This is a genomic window from Sphingomonas pituitosa NBRC 102491, assembly GCF_001598435.1.
In the GTDB taxonomy this organism is placed as follows: Bacteria; Pseudomonadota; Alphaproteobacteria; order Sphingomonadales; family Sphingomonadaceae; genus Sphingomonas; species Sphingomonas pituitosa.
Genome location: NZ_BCYY01000001.1, coordinates 243,459 through 260,623, shown reverse-complemented (window position 1 = coordinate 260,623; position 17,165 = coordinate 243,459). Strand labels below are relative to the sequence as shown.

Genomic DNA, 17,165 nt, shown 5'->3' with positions numbered 1-17,165 from the left:
GCCTCGCTTAAGGAGTTACGACAATGGCAATGAGCGCAGGCCGTGATGACGGCGAGCCGATGATGGACATGAACACGACGCCGTTGATCGACGTCATGCTCGTGCTCCTTATCATGTTCATCATCACCATTCCGGTCCAGACGCATGCGGTGAAGGTCGATCTTCCCCAGCCGAGCAACAACGCGGCACCGCCCGTCGAGCCGGACAAGAACAAGGTCTATATCGACGCGCAGGGCCAGGTGTTCTGGAACAGCATGCCGATCAACGACGTGATGCTGCGTCAGTATCTGGACGCGTCGCTGCAGCGCTCGCCGGAGCCCGAGCTGCACTTCCAGCCGGATCCGCAGGCGAAGTACGACGTGGTCGACCGTGTTCTGGCGATCATCAAGCGGGCGAACGTCACGAAGCTCGGCTTCGTCGGCAACGAGCAGTACCGCAACGATTTCTGATCCGCGGCGCGGTCAGAGTATCTCGGGAAGGCGGCCCTTCGGGGCCGCCTTTTTTTGTGCGTGTCGCCGATGCGGACGGGAGGACGGCGCGCCAGGCCGCGGGCCAGCGGGTCGCGGCGGCCCGCCCGCGTCGGCCTCGGCGTGGATCGGCCGTTGGTCCTGCGCGTGCTGACGGGCAATGCCCCCGTGGCGCGGAGGCGCAGCATCCCCTTTGCCCGCTCGGAAGCGGTCGCGGCCGGGGTTCGTAGCATTCGGGCGGCCCGGGCTGTGCGTGCCGCTATCTGCCGGTCCCCGCGCGCGCCGATCAGGACTGTGAGCCTCACGGCCGATCGATCGCGTCCGTCACTTTAGCCTAGGCTCAAATGCGGGGTTGCGGGCTTGTCGCGAACATGTCACTTCTTCGTCATCCAAGTGTCATAAAAGTGCAACCTTGGTGTAACGACAAGAAGGAGAGCGTTATGTCGATCAAACTTGTGGCAGCGGCCGCGGTGTCGCTTCTGAGCCTGGCCGCGCCGGCGATGGCGCAGGACTCGAGCCTCGCGGCCCGCGAAATCATGACCGGATCCTATTCCAGGGCCGAACAGAAGCTCCTTACCCAGTTGCGCTCCGATCAGCGCCCGGAAGTGCAGCTGAACCTCGCCGCCGTCTATTATGCGACCGGCCGCACCGAGCAGGCGCGTTCGCTGTATGAGCAGGTGCTCCAGAAGGACGACGTGCTGATGACGGTGACCACGGATCGCACCGCAGGCTCGCACGCCATCGCGCAGGCCGGTCTTCGCTATCTGAGCCAGCGCCAGCATCTCGCCTCGCGTTGAGCCCTGGGGGATGCGGATCGTTCACCGGTCCGCGCCCATCCTGACGGAACAGAAAAAGCGCGCGCGGCCCTGCCGGCGCGCTTTTCCTTTTCGAGCAGGGCGCAGGGGCAGCGGCAATTGCGGGCGGCACGGTGCGGCTCCCGAGGTCGGCCTGGCAGGCGGACAGGGCCCTGGCAGGACGGCTCGATGATCGACACAGGGCTCGGCTCGCTTGTCTGATCTCCTGCCGCCCAGGCGCGCCTGCCATGCCCTTGTCGGCATCGACGGGCGACAGTTCGGCAAATGCGCGTGGCACCCGCTTGGATCGAGCCACTGGATCAGTTGTCCTGCGGCGCGTGTCGGGTGCTGGTCGGCCAGCGCTTCGGTCCGAATCGGCTTTCCGCGCTGACCGCGAACGTTGTTGCGCGGTCTCCGCGCGCGGTCTGTGACCTGTATCCCGGTGACCTTGCGGTCACTGCCCCGATCGCCGGCGAGGGCATTCCCAAGTCGCACCACGCGATGCCGCAGCAATGTTCGCGGCGGCCTTTTCCTGGCCGGCAAGCGCGAGCGCGGGATGGCTCGACGACGGGCTCGTGCGGTCGGCTAGAAAGAGCCAGGCCGAGGGACGATGATGGGCGACTGCGCAGGAGGCGACGGCTAGTTCCGCCAAACGACGGCGCGCGGGCGCATGCGGACCGTCCGCATACGCCCCTGGAGCCTAGAAGCTCGCCCAGTCGCCACTGTCGGCCATCGCCTGCACCGGCACCGCGCGGGTGGTGCCGGTATCGGCTGCGGCGCTGCCCTGCGAACGCAGCACGGGGCGGCGGAGCGGCGCCTGCTGCCCGCCGGTGCGGAAGGTCGAGGCATGCGCGTCGAGGCGGGCGACCTGATCGGTGAGCTGGCGCGCCGCGGCCGAGGTTTCCTCGACCATCGCCGCATTTTGCTGCGTCGCACGGTCCATTTCGCCGATCGCGGTGCTGATCTCGCGGATGGCGGTGGACTGGGCGCGATTGTCGGCCGCCATGCTGCCGAGCAGCTGGTGGACCTCGCCGACGGTGTCGACGATCTCGGCGAGCGCGCTGTCGACACGCTCGACCGCGCCGCGCGCCACTACCACTTCGGACTGGGTGACGGTGAGCTGGTCGCGGGCCCGCTTTGCTTCCTCCTCGGCGCGCATCGCGAGCGCCGAGACGAGGTCCGCCACCACGGCGAAGCCACGGCCCGCTTCCCCGGCACGGCCGGCCTCGACCGCGGCGTTCATCGCGAGAACCCGGGTCTGGAAGGCGATCTTGTCGAGGCCTTCGATGACGCTGTCGATGCCCTTGGCGCTGTCCGACACGCGGGACATGGCCTGCACCGCCTCGTCGGCCGTCGAGCGGCCCGAGCCGACGACGCCGATCGCCTGGTCGGCGCGCTCCACCGTCACGCCGGCGGCGGTGGCCGTGGCGTCGATCCGCTGGTTCATCTGGGTGATCGCGGCGGCGGTCTGTTCGAGGCTCGCTGCATTGGCCTCGGTCCGGCGCGCCAGATCCTCCGAGGCACTGGCGATTTCCTGCGAGCCGGTCCGGATCGAGCTCGTGCCTTCCAGCACCGTGCCGATCAGCTCGCGCAGGCTGCCGATCGCCGTGCGGAAATGGGTGGCGAGCTTCTCATAGTCGGCGGGGAAATCCTGCCCGATATCGGCAGTGAGGTCGCCGCCGGCGATCTTCGCCAGGGCCTGGCCGAGCGCTTCCATCGCTTGCTCGCGTTCGGCCTGTGCCTGCCGGTCGCGGGCCTCGGCCTGCTGGCGGCCGATTTCGGAGGTGCGGAAATGCTGCAGCGCCTCGGCCATCGCGCCGATCTCGTCGGTGGCGGTGTGCGCCGGAATGGCGATGTCGACCTTCCCGGCGGCCAGCGCGCGCATCGCCTCGGTCATCTGCACCAGCGGCGAGAACATGCGGCGGCCGGCGTACCAGGCGGCGCCTGCGACGAGCACCGAGATCACGGCGGCGGACAGCGCAAGCACCCAGCGCGCGCCGCCGATCGCACCCATCACGTCGCTTTCGGGAATGCCGACGAACAGGATGCCGATCGTCTTGCCCGACCCGTCCTTGATGGGGTCATAGGCGGTGAAAAAGGGCTTGCCGAGGATGTCCGCCTTGCCGCGATAGGTCTGGCCGTTGCCCAGCACCGTCTCATAGGCGGCATTGCGCGCGAGCGGCGTGCCGACCGCGCGGCTGCCATTCTCCTTCATGACGTTGGTCGATACGCGCATGTCGCCGCGGAAAATGGTGGCGGTGCCGCCGACCAGGCGCTTCACCTCGTCGACGGGCTCGTCCCAATTGTTGAGCTTGTGGTCGCCCACATAGAGATCCTCGCCGTCGAGGCGGAAGGCGTTGCCATAATGGTGCAGCACGCTCCAGGCGACGCGCATGTTGACTTCCTGCCGCTCCGCCGCCGTCTGCGCCGCGCGCTGCGTCAGTGCATGGTCCGCGACGAAGAACGTCGCGATCGCCAGCAGCATCATGCCGCCCACGGTCAGGATCGTCGTCTTCGAGGCGAGCGAAAGGTTGGTGAATCGCTTGAGCATGTTCATCCTGTGACAATGGCCCCGCGACGCCTTGCGCGCCTCAATGCGGTAATCTCCGTATTCATTATAGGGAAAGAAACCCGGTGCGCGCGCAGGGCGCTTGCATATCAGGGCATCTACGGAGGCAGGAATGTCTACTATGGAGAGGAGTTTGGGGATGGACGAGGACGTCACCGGCGGGTGTCAGTGCGGGCGGATCCGCTACCGCGTGCGGATCGACAATGACGACGCCTATCTCTGCCATTGCCGGATGTGCCAGCGCGCGACCGGCGGCGTCTCGATCGCGTTCAAGGGCGTGGCCAAGGCGGACGTGACCTGGGAGCGGGAACCCGATCGCTATCGCTCCTCGCCGATTGCCGAGCGCGGCTTTTGCCGGGAATGCGGCACGCCGCTGACCTTCGAGTTCCTCGACGGCGAGAATATGGACCTGACGATCGGCAGCTTCGATGCACCGGCCCGCTTCCAGCCGCGCCACAATTATGCGGTGGAGAGCATGCACGAACAGTGGCTCGACACGACCGCGCTGCCTCGATACCGGACCGAGGACAACCCGAACGTCGTCAAACGATGGATGGACAGCATTGGCCGACTACCCGACTGAAACGCACCGCTTCGCCAGCTTCGACGGGCAGGAGATCGCCTGGACCGAAATGGGGGAGGGGCGACCCGTGGTGCTGATCCACGGCTATTTCTCCACTGCCGAGGTCAACTGGATCAAATACGGCCATGCCGCCAAGCTCGCCGCGCGCGGCCGCCGGGTGATCATGCCGGACCTGCGCGCGCACGGGGCCAGCGCCAAGCCGCATGACGCCGCCGCCTATCCGCCCGACGTGCTGATGCGCGACAATTTCGCGCTGATCGAACATCTCGGCCTCACCGAGTACGACCTGGGCGGCTATTCGCTGGGTGCGCGGACGGTGGTGCGCATGCTGGCCAACGGCGCGACGCCGGACAAGGTCGTGCTTTCGGGCATGGGGCTGGACGGGCTGGTCGCGACCAAGGGTCGCGGCGCCTATTTCCACCGGGTGCTCACCAATCTCGGCAGCTTCCAGCGCGGCAGCTCCGAATGGCTGACCGAGGCGTTCCTCAAGACCACCAAGGGCGATCCGGTCGCGCTGCTCCGCATCCTCGACACCTTCGTCGATACCCCGCGCGACGAGATCGCGGCGATCGCGCAGCCGACCGCCGTGATTTCGGGCGCCGAGGATTATGACAATGGCTCGGCCAAGGAGGTGGCGGAGCTGCTTCCCTATGGCCTGTTCGTCGAGATTCCCGGCAATCACATGAGCGCGGTCACCCGGCCGGAACTCGGCGACGCGCTGGTCGACTTTCTGGCAGGTTGACGGGGGCAGGGAAGGCGCGGCAGGGTCGCGCCTTTCTTGCTTTCCGGGGACTTGCATCATGATCCGTACCGGCCTTTCGCTCGCGGCGCTCGCCGCGATGCTGGCGGCGCCCGCCCAGTCGCAGCAGACCAACGGCACGGCGCCCGCGCCGACCGCCGCCGACGCAGCCGCCTTCCTGACCCGGGCACAGCAGGAGATGGCGGCCTTCACGCTGACCTCCTCGCGCGTCGCCTGGGTGAACGCCACCTACATCACCGACGATACCGATGCGCTGGCCGCCGATTACGGCGCCAAGGGCACCGAGATGGCGGTCCGCTTCGCGCTGGACGCCGCACGACTCCAGAAGGCGCCGGGCCTCACCGCCGAGCAGCAGCGCCAGCTCACCATGCTCCGCGCCGCGCTGGTCCTGCCCGCGCCGACCACGCCGGGTGCCGCGCAGACGCTGAGCGACCTCTCGACCAAGCTCGGTTCCTTCTACGCCAAGGGCAAGGGCACGCGCGGCGGCAAGCCGATCAACGGCAGCGACATCGAAGCCGCGATGGGCGAGAGCCGCGACCCCAACGAGCTCAAGGAGATGTGGGTCAGCTGGAACGACAATGTCGGCGCACCGATGCGTCCCGACTATACCAAGCTGGTCGGCATCGCCAACCAGGGCTCGAAGGAGCTGGGCTTCGCCGACACCGGCGCGCTGTGGCGCTCGGGCTATGACATGCCGCCGGCAGAGTTCGCGGCGATGACCGACAAGCTGTGGAACGAGGTGAAGCCGCTCTACGTCGCGCTCCACACCTATGTCCGCCGCAAGCTCAACGAGAAGTACGGCGACGCGGTGCAGGCCAGGACCGGCCCGATCCGTGCCGATCTGCTCGGCAACATGTGGGCGCAGGAATGGGGCAACATCTACGACGTGGTCGCACCCAAGGGCGCCGGCGACCTCGGCTATGACGTGGGCGACCTGCTCAAGGCCAAGAACTACGACTGGAAGAAGATGGTCCAGACCGGCGAGGGCTTCTACTCCTCGCTGGGCTTCGCGGCGCTGCCGGGGACGTTCTGGGAGCGCTCGCTGTTCCTGAAGCCGGCCGACCGCGAAGTGCTGTGCCACGCCTCGGCCTGGGACATCGACGAGAAGGACGACATCCGGATCAAGATGTGCATCAAGGTGAATTCGGACGATTTCGTCACGATCCATCACGAGCTCGGCCACAATTACTATCAGCGTGCGTACAAGGCGCAGCCGGCGCTCTACCGCAACGGCGCGAACGACGGCTTCCACGAGGCGATCGGCGATTTCGTCGCACTTTCGATCACGCCCGAATATCTGGTGCAGATCGGCCTGCTCGATCGCGCCCAGGTGCCGAGCGCCGACAAGGATATCGGCCTGCTGCTCCGGCAGGCGATGGACAAGGTGGCGTTCCTGCCGTTCGGCCTGCTGGTCGACAAATATCGCTGGCAGATCTTCGACGGCACCATCCCGGCGAACCAGTATGAGGCGGGCTGGAACAAGCTGCGGCTGCAATATCAGGGCATCGTGCCGCCGGTGGCGCGCGACGAGACCAAGTTCGATGCCGGAGGCAAGTATCACGTCGCGGGCAGCGTGCCCTATACGCGCTACTTCCTCGCCCGGCTGCTGCAGTTCCAGTTCTACAAGGCGGCGTGCGACCAGTCGGGCTGGAAGGGCCCGCTGCATCGCTGCTCCTTCTACGGCAACAAGGAAGTCGGCGCGCGGCTGAACAAGATGCTCGAGATGGGCGCCTCCAAGCCCTGGCCCGATGCGCTCCAGACCTTCACCGGCAGCCGCGAAATCTCCGGCAAGGCGATGGTCGAGTATTTCGCACCGCTGAAGAAGTGGCTCGACGAACAGAACAAGGGCCAGCCGCAGGGCTGGTAAGGTTATGGGATTTCTCCCTCCGTTTCGTGCATGTACATGGCGAAACGGAGGGAGAATCCATGCGAATCATCACGTCTGCAGCAGCGCTCGCGTTGCTGTCCCCGGCGCTTGCAGCTGCGCAGGTTACAAGTACCAATCAGCCCGTTGCGGTGGAGATCGTAGCTTCCGGTGATCTGGAGGTGCCCGCGACGAAGTTGACCATGACCATCAGCTTCACCGAGACGGGATCCAGCCAAGCGGCCGCCGACAAGGCCCGCGACGCGAAGATTGCCCGGATCGAGCAGGCGCTGCAGGAACAGGGGCTCGCGCCGAGCGTGCTTTCGCCGGTGCCTGACGGTGAACCTCCCCTCTCGATCACCACCATCGAAGTCGGGCCCGTTGCCGGCAGCGGGGAAGAGGCGGATCCAGTTTCAAAGCGTCCGACCTTTTCGACCCTATGGGCCAAGACGTTGACCGTCGGGTCATCGGCGAAGGCCACCGCGATCAAGGCGGCGCTCAAGAAGATCGGCGTGATGATCGGTTCGGAGGCCGCAGATCTCGACGAAGCAAGCCTTGCGTCCGCGCAGCGTGAGGCGAAAGCAAAGGCACTTCGCACGGCGCGTGCGGATGCGGAGGTCTATGCCAAGGAGATGGGGTTGCGCGTCAATCGAATCGTCCGGATCAGCGAAGCAGGGAACGGGCTGTTTCTGCCGGGCTTCCAGGCCAAGATCGCAACCGCAATCAGCAAGGGCCCGCAACTGCTGGCGAGCATGTTCAAGCCCGGTCCGGGCACGGTTACCGTCGAAAAGGGCCTGGTCGTCGAGTTCGAACTGAGCCGCTGATCGAGTGTAGAGGCGCCAAGCCAAGACGCCGCTACCCCACCGGCCACGGCACCGTTGCCGTGGCCGTGCGGCGGCGGGCTTCGTAGTCAGGCCGGTGCCGTCACTCTTCCGGATCCTGATCGGGAATCATGTTCTCGTCGGCAATCCCGGCGTTCCATTCGTCCGAGCTGTCGGTGCCGTCCGGCTGATGGGCGGTGCCCTGCTCGGTTTCGGGTGTTTCGCGGGTGGGTTCGGGGTTCATGGCGCTCTCCTCTACGGAAGAAACGCGCAGGGGGCGTCCCGGTTCAGCTCTGCGTGCGGAAGAGGAAGAAGGCGCCGGCTGCGATCAGCGCGAAGCCGATCAGGTGGTTGAGCGTGATCTTCTGCCCCAGATACAGCACCGAGAAGCCGGCGAAGACGGTGAGGGTGATCACCTCCTGCATGCCCTTCAGCTGCGCCGCCGAATAGACCGCGCTGCCCATCCGGTTGGCGGGAATCGCGAAGCAATATTCGATCAGCGCGATGCCCCAGCTGATGACGATGACCAGCAGGATCGGCGCGTTCTTGAACTTCAGATGCCCGTACCAGGCGAAGGTCATGAAGATATTGGAGACGAACAGCAGCCCGATCGGCAGCAGGCGGTCCAGCATCGGCATGCCCGTTCAGCCGGCGTACGCACCGCGCAGCCGATCCATCGACTCGCGGTGGGTAAGGTCGAGATGCAGCGGCGTCACGGTGACGAAGCCCGCTTCGATCGCGTCGAGATCGGTATCGGGTGCCGCCTGGTGCGGCATCCGCCCCATGGCGAGCCAGTAATAGGGGAAGCCGCGCGGATCGAGCCGCTTGTCGAGCGCCATCCGGCCATAGTCGCGCAGGCCCTGCGCCACGACCTTGATGCCCTGTACGGCATCGGCCTCGATCGGCGGGAAGTTGATGTTCACCATCGTCCGCGGTGCCCACTCCATGTCGAGCAGCGGTCGCAGCGCGCGTTCGCCCCAGGTTTCGGCGGTATCAAAGGGCACCGCATCGCCCATGCCGCTGCGGGCATAGCGCTGGCTGAGCGCGACCGAGCGGATGCCCGCCAGCGCGCCTTCCATCGCCGCCGAGACGGTGCCCGAATAGCTGACGTCCTCGGCGAGGTTGCCGCCGCGATTGACGCCCGACAGGATCAGGTCGGGCTTGGCGTCCTTCATCACCTCGGCGAGCGCGAACATCACGCAGTCGGTCGGCGTGCCCTTCACCGCATAGCGATTGTCGCCGTGGCGGCGGACGCGGAACGGCTCGGTCAGGGTGAGCGAGCGCCCCTTGCCCGATTGCTCCTCGGCGGGCGCGACGACGGTGATGTCGTCGGAAATCGTCCGTGCAATCCGCTCCAGAACGCCCAGGCCGCGGGCGTGGTAGCCGTCGTCGTTGGTGAGGAGGATCCGCATCAGCCGCGCGGTTCGAGCAGCGTGAGGCCGCCCAAATAGGGCTGGAGCACCGCCGGCACCGCGACCGCGCCGTTTTCCTGCTGGTAGTTCTCCAGCACCGCAACGAGCGTGCGGCCGACCGCGAGGCCCGAGCCGTTGAGCGTGTGGACGAAGGGTAGGGGGCCCTTACCCGCGTGGGTCGGATGCGTGCCGGCTTTCATGAAGCTAGTCGCCTTATTCTCAGACGGCCGGTAGCGCGCGTTCATCCGGCGCGCCTGGAAGTCGGCGCAGGTCGAGCAGGACGAGATCTCGCGATAGCGGTCCTGGCCGGGCAGCCACACTTCAAGGTCATAGGTGCGCGCGGCGGTGAAGCCCATGTCGCCGCTGCACAGCTTCATGCGGCGGAAGGCGAGGCCGAGCCTGGTCAGCACGTCCTCGGCGGCGGCGGTCATCCGCTCATGCTCGGCCTCCGACTGGTCGGGCGTGGTGATCGACACCATCTCGACCTTCTCGAACTGGTGCTGGCGGATGAAGCCGCGCGTGTCGCGGCCAGCCGCCCCTGCTTCGGAGCGGAAGCAGGCGGTAAGCGCGGTGAGGCGGAGGGGGAGTTCCTCCTCGCTCAGGATCTTCTCGCGCACCGCGTTGGTGAGGCTCACCTCGGCGGTGGGGATCAGCCAGCGGCCGTCGGTTGTCTGGAACAGGTCTTCGGAAAACTTGGGCAGCTGGCCGGTGCCGAACAGCGCTTCGTCGCGCACCAGCAGCGGCGGCACGCATTCCTCATAGCCGTAGCTGCCGGTGAGCGTGTCGAGCATGAACTGGCCGAGCGCGCGGTGGAGCCGGGCGGCGGCGCCGCGCACGAAGGTGAAGCGCGCGCCGGACATTGCCGCGCCGGTTTCGAAATCGAGCCCGAGCGCGGGGCCGATTGCGTCGTGCTCCTTGGGTGCGAAGGCAAAGGCAGGCACGGTGCCGCGCTCATGGACGAACACATTGTCGTTCTCGTCCGCGCCCAGCGCCACGTCCGGATAGGGCAGGTTGGGCAGGGCGGCGAGCCGGCCTTCCAGTTCCTCGCCCAGGGCCTTTTCCTCTGCCTCGAGCATCGGCAGCCGTTCCTTGAGGATCGTGACTTCCGCCATCAACGCGGCGGCGGCTTCCTCGTCCTTCTTGGCCTTGGCGGCGCCGATCGCCTTCGACGCCTCGTTGCGGCGGGCCTGGCCAGCCTGCAGCTCGGTCACCAGCGCGCGGCGGCGCTCGTCCAGCGCCAGCAGCGCCTCCGACTGCGGTTCCAGGCCGCGCTTGGCCAGGCCCTGGTCGAAGGTTTCGGGATGTTCGCGGAGGAAGCGGATATCGTGCATGGCACGAGCCTATGGCCGGGGCCCGTTCCCCACGCAACCCCGCCGCCGCCCGCCCGTTGGTGGTACCTGATCCAACAGGTTGAAGGAGAGCGCGATGCTGGTTCCCCACGATGCGATGGTGGTGGTCGCCGATGGCCGCAAGCTGCTGATGCTGCGCAATCAGGGCGACGCCGAATATCTCAACCTCGAAGTGGTCCGGAAGGAGCTCCACCCGAATCCGAAGGACTCCGACCAGAAGACCGATTCGTCGGGCCGCTCGTCGTCCAGCCAATCGGGGCCCGGCGCGCCGGCGGTGGCGCAGGGCGGGTCGATGCACGCGCAGGGCGGCGGTGCCCGGTTCGCGCCGGCGCGAGGCACGATGGGCGAAACCGATTTCCACCAGTTGGAAGAGGATCGCTTCGCGGCCGAAGTCGCGGGCATGTTGAAGGAGGAGGCGCTGCGCAACGGCTTCGAGTCGCTGATCATCATCGCGCCGCCCAAGACGCTGGGAGAACTGCGCAAACACTATCACGCCAGCGTCAGCGAGCGGTTGAAGGGCGAACTGGCGAAGGATCTGACCGACCACCCGGTCCCCGAGATCGAGAAGGCATTGCAGGCCGCCTGAACGTCCCGGCGGACGAGGCAGGCCGTTTCGTCCGCCGCCGACGCTCGAATAGTCGCTTCATGCGCGGGCCATTGTACGAATTCAGGACAAGGCTCGTCGCGGGACACCCGATCTGCCGTATCTATCTCGACCCGAAACCGAAAAAAGTGCAGGTGGTTCAGGCGGGGCTAATTTCTACCGAACTATAGGGAATTCCCGCCAAAAAGCTTTCGCGGCATTGGCTTGTTAACGGCAGCTTGCGAAAGTATAGCGCCTGCGGGCAATGCGGTCTCCTGGCGGCACGCCACCGGGGGACTGGTGTGGAGAGTGGGAATGGCAACTGTTTTGGGCCGTTTTGACGAGCACGATAAAGACGTTCCTCCGGCCGCGAACGACGGCGACGACGGGTACCGGCCGAGCGACGACGAACCTTTCATGAACCCGCGGCAGCAGGAGTATTTCCGCGCCAAGCTGAACGCCTGGAAAGACGCGATCTATCGCGAGGCGGCGGGGACGCTGAACCAGTTACAATCCGAACCGCTGCGCGAGGCGGACCTTACCGACCGGGCCTCCAGCGAGACCGACTGGTCGATCGAACTGCGCACCCGCGACCGGCAACGCAAGCTCATCGCCAAGATCGATGCCGCGCTCCGCCGCATCGACGAAGGCGAATATGGCTATTGCGAAGTGACCGGCGAGCCGATCCCGCTGGGCCGTCTTGAAGCCCGTCCTACCGCAACGATGACCGTCGAGGCGCAGGAGCGGCACGAACGAAACGAGAAGATCAGCCGGGACGAGTGAAATCTACGTTGGAATCCGCTCCGGCATTTCCCTGGGGCGGATTCCGGTTAATCCTTTCGTTAAGAGTTGTTGGTCTACTCCCTTCGGGTGCGAATCCGCGTTTGAGAGCCAACAATGGACCAGCAGTCTTACATTTCCGCCAGCACGCTTTCCGCCGATGATTTTGCGGGGAAGCGCAGTGGTGTCCGCGACAGCCTGTTGCTGACGGCCCAGTTCCGCGTGGAAGGCGAGGACGTCGGCACCGTTCGAGTGCGCAATCTTTCCGCGGGCGGGCTGATGGCGGAATATGCGGGGCCGGTGGGCCTGCGCACTGCGGTCGAGATCGAGGTCCGTGGCGTAGGCTGGATCAAGGGCAAGATCGCCTGGGCGGCCGAGGGTCGCGTCGGCGTCGCGTTCGATACCGAAATCGATCCCAAGCTGGCCCGCAAGCCGGTCGGCGGCGGCACCCAGACGCCGGTCTATGTGAAGCCGATCTTCACGCGCCGCTGAACCGGGGCGCCAATCTCCGAATCCTCGCGCATGGAGCGCCCGCGCCGCTGGCATTGCGCTCCCGGCGGTCGCACCTGACCCGGGCTCGCGCGACAGGTTGCGTCGCGCGAGTCCAAGTTCAGGGTAAATAATCTGTGGATGAAACAGTCAGCGCTGCATCTCTTCCTTGACGCGCAGTTTCTGTTTCTTCAATTGCGCTATCAGCATCTGATCGGGGAGGGGGCGTTGCGTTTCGGAAGCGATTCGCTGGTCCAGCTGTGAATGCTTGGCGTTAAGTGCCGAAAAATGCCCGGTGTGCATGAAGCAGTCCTCCTTCAATGAATCTGAGGGGAGCGAACTACATCATGTTTTGCTCCCCGTGTCGCGTGCAGAATCGTCACTGATCGACAGATGGCGGAAAAGCCGCGATGGTTCGTGTGCCGGGCAAAGGCCTGGCGAGTCGGGTGCACTGGGGGCAGGGAATGGACGAAGGCGAGATCCGGCGGCGGCTGGAGCCACTGCGCGCCGAGCATCGCGATCTGGATGCCGCCATCGCAGCCCTGATCGAATCCGGTCCGGGGGACCAGCTGCAGATCGCCCGGCTGAAAAAGCGCAAGCTCAAGCTCCGGGACGAGATTTCGCAGCTCGAGGACCAGCTCATCCCGGACATCATTGCATGATTGTTCCGTTTTGTTGCACTGCGCTGCACTTCCGGCTTTTCGCCGAGCCGGCTCCTGTGGCAGCTAGAGGGGCATGAAGGGTCAGGACGCCATTACCTTGCACCGCCGCCTGGTCGACTCGCTCTATGTCGAGGCGATGGTGCTGGCGGACGAGGCGCGCGGCTATTTCGACCAGCTCGGCCGCGACGAGCGCGATGCGCTGGCGGCGCTGAGCAGGGTGGCCTTCTCGTGCGAGTCGCTGAAGGTGACGACGCGGCTGATGCATGTCATCGCCTGGCTGCTCACCCAGCGCGCGGTGGACGCCGGCGAATTGCACCTCGACGATGCGCGGGCGCCGGGCCGGCGGCTCGGTCCTGCGCCCGATACCGATGCCGCGCTGCTGGAGGACATGCCGCTCCAGGCCGTGGCGATCGTGCGGGCGAGCATGGATCTGTACCGCCGCGTCGCGCGACTGGACTCCGCGTTCGACGTGCCGGTCGTGGCGGTGCCGAGCCCGGCGCGCCGCATGCTGGACCGGCTCGCCGGCGCCTTCTGAACGGCTAGAGCGCCAGGCGCGCCCGCGCCGCCGCATATTCCGCCTGCAGGCGCGCGATGCGGGCTGCCGTCGGCTCGATCGCATGGACGGCGCCGATACCCTGGCCGCATCCCCAGATATCCTTCCACGCCTTGGCGCCGCCGAAATTCATCGCGCTAGGATCGCTTTCGGGGAGGTTCTCCGGATCGAGCCCCGCGTTGACGATCGAGGCGCGCAGATAATTGCCATGCACGCCGGTGAAGAGGTTCGAGTAGACGATGTCGTCCGCCCGGCCGTCGACGATCGCCTGCTTATAGGCCTGGACGGCATTCGCCTCCTCGGTGGCGATGAACGGGGAGCCGATATAAGCGAGGTCCGCGCCCATGGCCTGGGCCGCCAGCACGGCGCCGCCGGTGGCGATCGAGCCCGACAGTGCGACGGGCCCGTCGAACCACTCACGGACCTCCTGGACGAGCGCGAACGGGCTCAGCCGCCCAGCATGGCCGCCGGCACCGGTCGCGACCAGGATCAGCCCGTCCGCGCCCTTTTCGACGGCCTTGTGCGCGAAGCGATCGTCGATGACGTCGTGGAGGGTAATCCCGCCCCAGCCATGCACCGCATCGTTCAGCTCCGGGCGGGCGCCGAGCGAGGTGATGACGATCGGCACCTTCCACTTGGCGCAGCTCGCGACATCCTCCTCCAGCCGCGGATTGGAGCGGTGGACGATCTGGTTGACCGCGTAGGGGGCGGCGGGGGTGTCCGGATGGTCGCGGTCCCAGGCTGCCAGTTCCTCGGTGATCTGGTGCAGCCACTCGTCGAGCTGGCTCTGCGGCCGCGCATTGAGCGCCGGGAACGAGCCGACGATTCCCGCCTTGCACTGGGCGATGACCAGCTCGGGGCCGGAGATGATGAACAGCGGCGAGCCGATGACGGGAAGCCGCAGACGATCGAAAAGTGCCGGTAGCGCCATGGCTGCCAGTGATACCGCAGCTACGAAGCCTGTCTAGGCGGGTGTCGGCGACGCTACGGCATCGGCCAGCGGGGGAGGGCGGATCGAGCAACTCGATCCCGGAAAATCTGCGAATCAGTCGATTCGCGCCAGCCCCGTCGCATAGTCGCGCTGCTTGGCGGCGTAGAGTGCGGCGCTCGCGCGGAGCAGCGCGCGCTGCGCCGCGTCCAGCGGGCGCACGGCGCGGGCGGGGCTGCCGACGATGAGGTGGCCGGCCGGGAATTCCTTGCCTTCGGTGACAAGCGCGCCTGCGCCGACCAGGCACTCGGGCCCGATCACCGCCCGATTGAGGATGATCGCGCCCATGCCGATCAGCGTGCCGTCACCGATCGTGCAGCCATGGAGGACCGCGCGGTGGCCCACCGTCACCTCCTCGCCGATCGTCAGCGGTGCGCCGGGATCGGAATGGAGCACGGCGCCTTCCTGAACGTTGCTGCGCGCGCCGATGCGGATCGGCGTGTTGTCGGCGCGCACTACCGCGCCGAACCAGATGCTCGCTCCGGCTGCCAGCTGAACGTCGGCGATCAGTTCGGCGCTCGGCGCCACCCATGCATCGGCGGCGACCTGCGGGGCCTTCCCGCCAAAGGCATAAAGCGGCATGCGGTTTAGAGCGCGAAGCTCTCGAAGCCCGCGGGCAGCGGCATCTGCATGCCGAGCGCGAGCGCAAGCGCGACGGCGCCCAGCAGCAGCGCCAGCGTGGACGAAAGCGAGAACAGCCCCCAGCCGACCATGGTCACGATCGGCGCATCGGCGCGCTGTTCGCGACGGTTGCGCTGCATCGTCAGCAGCACGAAGCCGGAAGCCATTGCATACAGGAACACGAAGAATTCAGCCATTGCATCCACCCGATCTCTGCCCGCTTCAAGGCCTAACCCGTTCAGGTTGGGGCATCAATCCAGGGGAAATGCGGATCGCCGCGATGCAGCATGCATTGGCCGCATCGGCGGGGAACAAAGCCGGGCTCAAAGCGTGACGCCGCGCTTCCAGATCGCGATCTCGCGTTCGCCGTTGCGCTCTGCAGCCGTCGATGCGCCGGAGGCGATGACGAGGATGCGATCGAGCAGCGCGTCGCGCGCCTCGTCCATGCTCGCTGCCAATACCTGGCCTGCATCGAAATCGATCCAGCCCGGCTTGCGCGCGGCGAGATCGCTGTTGGAGGCGATCTTCACGGTGGGTACCGGAAAGCCGAGCGGTGTGCCGCGCCCGGTGGTGAACAGGATCACCGTTGCCCCCGCCGCCGCGAGCGCCGTGCTGGAGACGGCATCGTTCCCCGGTGCTTCGAGCAGGGCCAGGCCGCGGTGCCGGACGCGGTCGCCATAGTCGAGAACGTCGGTCACGGTCGCGTGGCCGGCCTTCTGGACGGCTCCCAGCGACTTTTCCTCCAGGGTGGTGATGCCGCCCGCGAGATTGCCGGGGGAGGGGTTTTCCGAAACCGGCTCGCCGTGCCGGGTGAAATAGGCCTTGAAGCCGTTGACCATGCCGACGATGCGCTCGAACACGGCTTCGCTCTCGGCGCGCGCCATCAGCAGTTGTTCGGCGCCGAAGATCTCCGGGATTTCGGTGAGGATCGCGGTGCCGCCCGATGCGGTAACCGCGTCGCTCATGCGGCCTACGAGGGGGTTGGCGGTCAATCCTGAGAATCCGTCTGAACCACCGCACTTGACCCCCAGCACGAGCTCGGACATCGGCTCGCATGTTCGCACCGACTGTTCGGCATGTGCGACAAGCTCTTCTATCAGGGCGATTCCTTCTTCGATCTCGTCGCTGGCGGATTGGGCGCCGATCGTTCGCAGGTTCGGTTGCGAAATACCGGCAAGCATGTCGCGCATCTGATTGGATTCGCAGCCCAGGCCGACCAGCAGGACGCCGCCGGCATTGGGGTGGTTGGCCAGCGCGCTGAGGATCGCGCGCGTGCCCTGCAGGTCGTCGCCGAGCTGCGAGCAGCCGAACGGATGGGCGAAGGCATGGATGCCGTCGACGCGACCGGCGAAGCGCTGTGCAGCCCGTTCCGCGATCTTCTGCGCGGTTCGACCGACACAGCCGACGGTCGGGAGAATCCATATTTCGTTGCGGGTGCCGACCCGGCCGTCCGCGCGACGATAGCCGAGGAACGTGGCCTGCCGCGCCGGTTCGGTCGCTTCGGCGGCCGGACGATACGCATAGCTGCCGCTCGTCTCGAGCGCCGTCGCGACATTGTGGGTGTGAACATGCTCGCCTGGCGCGATCGCGCGGGTCGCGCGGCCGATCGGGAAGCCGAACTTGTGGACCGCCTCACCCGCGGCGATCGGGCGCAGCGCGACCTTGTGGCCCTGGGGAATGTCGGCCGCGACGGTGACGCCGAGCGCATGCTCACCGGCAGGCAGGGGACGGAGCGCGGTGGCCACGGGGTCGCGCGGATCGATCTGGAACAAGGCTGCGGTCATCGCGGCCGGTATACGCGCGTATGCCAGCTGCTCCTAGAGGGCCCGCGCGGTGGAATAGTTGCCCTGCCCGTAGTTTTCCGGAGCGG

21 protein-coding genes are annotated in these 17,165 nt (G+C 66.6%); 11 read left to right on the top strand and 10 right to left on the bottom strand.

Features of this window, described 5'->3' with window-relative positions; all coding sequences use genetic code 11:
* Positions 1-23: 23 nt before the first annotated feature.
* A complete protein-coding gene (locus tag SPI01S_RS01230) occupies positions 24-449 on the top strand; it encodes an ExbD/TolR family protein (RefSeq protein WP_066716893.1) in 426 nt (141 codons plus the stop codon).
* Positions 450-907: 458 nt separating this feature from the next.
* A complete protein-coding gene (locus SPI01S_RS01225) occupies positions 908-1,264 on the top strand; it encodes a tetratricopeptide repeat protein (protein WP_066716890.1) in 357 nt (118 codons plus the stop codon).
* 697 nt (positions 1,265-1,961) lie between these two features.
* Here SPI01S_RS01225 and SPI01S_RS01220 read toward each other — a convergent pair.
* Positions 1,962-3,812, bottom strand: a complete 1,851-nt coding sequence (locus tag SPI01S_RS01220) for a methyl-accepting chemotaxis protein (RefSeq protein WP_066717633.1) — start codon at positions 3,810-3,812, stop codon at positions 1,962-1,964.
* 157 nt (positions 3,813-3,969) lie between these two features.
* Between SPI01S_RS01220 and SPI01S_RS01215 the strand changes: the two genes are divergently transcribed.
* From SPI01S_RS01215 to SPI01S_RS01200, 4 genes are read left to right on the top strand one after another with little or no spacing between them, the layout of a single operon-like run.
* A complete protein-coding gene (locus SPI01S_RS01215; protein WP_066716887.1) occupies positions 3,970-4,413 on the top strand; it encodes a GFA family protein in 444 nt (147 codons plus the stop codon).
* Entirely contained in the window at positions 4,394-5,155 is a 762-nt protein-coding gene (locus SPI01S_RS01210) for an alpha/beta fold hydrolase (RefSeq protein ID WP_066716884.1), read from the top strand. The genes SPI01S_RS01215 and SPI01S_RS01210 overlap by 20 nt, the downstream gene beginning before the upstream one ends.
* Before the next feature lie 58 nt (positions 5,156-5,213).
* Positions 5,214-7,040 (top strand): M2 family metallopeptidase, encoded by a 1,827-nt coding sequence (locus SPI01S_RS01205; protein ID WP_066716881.1) that lies wholly within the window; start codon positions 5,214-5,216, stop codon positions 7,038-7,040.
* Positions 7,041-7,099: 59 nt separating this feature from the next.
* On the top strand, positions 7,100-7,861 hold the full coding sequence (locus SPI01S_RS01200; protein WP_084253197.1) for an SIMPL domain-containing protein: 762 nt from the start codon (positions 7,100-7,102) through the stop codon (positions 7,859-7,861).
* Positions 7,862-7,961: 100 nt separating this feature from the next.
* Here SPI01S_RS01200 and SPI01S_RS22065 read toward each other — a convergent pair whose 3' ends face one another.
* From SPI01S_RS22065 to serS, 4 genes are read right to left on the bottom strand one after another with little or no spacing between them, the layout of a single operon-like run.
* Positions 7,962-8,102: a hypothetical protein gene (locus SPI01S_RS22065; protein ID WP_157084506.1), complete on the bottom strand. Its 141-nt coding sequence runs from the start codon at positions 8,100-8,102 to the stop codon at positions 7,962-7,964.
* A gap of 43 nt (positions 8,103-8,145) precedes the next feature.
* Positions 8,146-8,496 (bottom strand): DMT family protein, encoded by a 351-nt coding sequence (locus tag SPI01S_RS01195; protein WP_373278290.1) that lies wholly within the window; start codon positions 8,494-8,496, stop codon positions 8,146-8,148.
* Positions 8,497-8,502: 6 nt separating this feature from the next.
* Complete coding sequence (gene surE / locus SPI01S_RS01190; protein WP_066716875.1) at positions 8,503-9,270, bottom strand: 5'/3'-nucleotidase SurE; 768 nt, start codon at positions 9,268-9,270, stop codon at positions 8,503-8,505.
* On the bottom strand, positions 9,270-10,601 hold the full coding sequence (gene serS, locus SPI01S_RS01185) for a serine--tRNA ligase (RefSeq protein WP_066716873.1): 1,332 nt from the start codon (positions 10,599-10,601) through the stop codon (positions 9,270-9,272). The genes surE and serS overlap by 1 nt, the downstream gene beginning before the upstream one ends.
* Before the next feature lie 94 nt (positions 10,602-10,695).
* Here serS and SPI01S_RS01180 point away from each other — a divergent pair, with 94 nt between their 5' ends.
* The 3 genes from SPI01S_RS01180 to SPI01S_RS01170 all read left to right on the top strand — a co-directional run bounded on the left by SPI01S_RS01180 (position 10,696) and on the right by SPI01S_RS01170 (position 12,474).
* A complete protein-coding gene (locus tag SPI01S_RS01180; protein WP_066717627.1) occupies positions 10,696-11,205 on the top strand; it encodes a host attachment family protein in 510 nt (169 codons plus the stop codon).
* Positions 11,206-11,517: 312 nt separating this feature from the next.
* Positions 11,518-11,985, top strand: coding sequence for an RNA polymerase-binding protein DksA (gene dksA, locus SPI01S_RS01175; protein ID WP_066716870.1), 468 nt, complete (start codon positions 11,518-11,520; stop codon positions 11,983-11,985).
* 114 nt (positions 11,986-12,099) lie between these two features.
* Positions 12,100-12,474, top strand: a complete 375-nt coding sequence (locus tag SPI01S_RS01170; RefSeq protein WP_066716867.1) for a PilZ domain-containing protein — start codon at positions 12,100-12,102, stop codon at positions 12,472-12,474.
* 147 nt (positions 12,475-12,621) lie between these two features.
* Here SPI01S_RS01170 and SPI01S_RS21645 read toward each other — a convergent pair whose 3' ends face one another.
* On the bottom strand, positions 12,622-12,774 hold the full coding sequence (locus SPI01S_RS21645) for a YdcH family protein (RefSeq protein ID WP_084253228.1): 153 nt from the start codon (positions 12,772-12,774) through the stop codon (positions 12,622-12,624).
* 161 nt (positions 12,775-12,935) lie between these two features.
* On the opposite strand from SPI01S_RS21645, the gene SPI01S_RS01165 reads away from it, so the two are divergent.
* The gene (locus tag SPI01S_RS01165) at positions 12,936-13,133 is read left to right on the top strand and encodes a YdcH family protein (protein WP_066716864.1); all 198 of its coding nucleotides are present in this window, start codon (positions 12,936-12,938) and stop codon (positions 13,131-13,133) included.
* Between the two features lie 73 nt (positions 13,134-13,206).
* Positions 13,207-13,668, top strand: a complete 462-nt coding sequence (locus SPI01S_RS01160; protein WP_066716861.1) for a DUF1465 family protein — start codon at positions 13,207-13,209, stop codon at positions 13,666-13,668.
* A gap of 4 nt (positions 13,669-13,672) precedes the next feature.
* Here SPI01S_RS01160 and SPI01S_RS01155 read toward each other — a convergent pair whose 3' ends face one another.
* The 4 genes from SPI01S_RS01155 to SPI01S_RS01140 all read right to left on the bottom strand — a co-directional run bounded on the left by SPI01S_RS01155 (position 13,673) and on the right by SPI01S_RS01140 (position 17,079).
* Positions 13,673-14,617: an NAD(P)H-dependent flavin oxidoreductase gene (locus SPI01S_RS01155; RefSeq protein ID WP_066716858.1), complete on the bottom strand. Its 945-nt coding sequence runs from the start codon at positions 14,615-14,617 to the stop codon at positions 13,673-13,675.
* Between the two features lie 114 nt (positions 14,618-14,731).
* Positions 14,732-15,256: a gamma carbonic anhydrase family protein gene (locus SPI01S_RS01150; RefSeq protein ID WP_066716855.1), complete on the bottom strand. Its 525-nt coding sequence runs from the start codon at positions 15,254-15,256 to the stop codon at positions 14,732-14,734.
* A gap of 5 nt (positions 15,257-15,261) precedes the next feature.
* The gene (locus tag SPI01S_RS01145; RefSeq protein WP_066716854.1) at positions 15,262-15,492 is read right to left on the bottom strand and encodes a hypothetical protein; all 231 of its coding nucleotides are present in this window, start codon (positions 15,490-15,492) and stop codon (positions 15,262-15,264) included.
* Positions 15,493-15,618: 126 nt separating this feature from the next.
* A complete protein-coding gene (locus SPI01S_RS01140) occupies positions 15,619-17,079 on the bottom strand; it encodes a UxaA family hydrolase (protein ID WP_066716853.1) in 1,461 nt (486 codons plus the stop codon).
* Between the last annotated feature and the right edge of the window lie 86 nt (positions 17,080-17,165).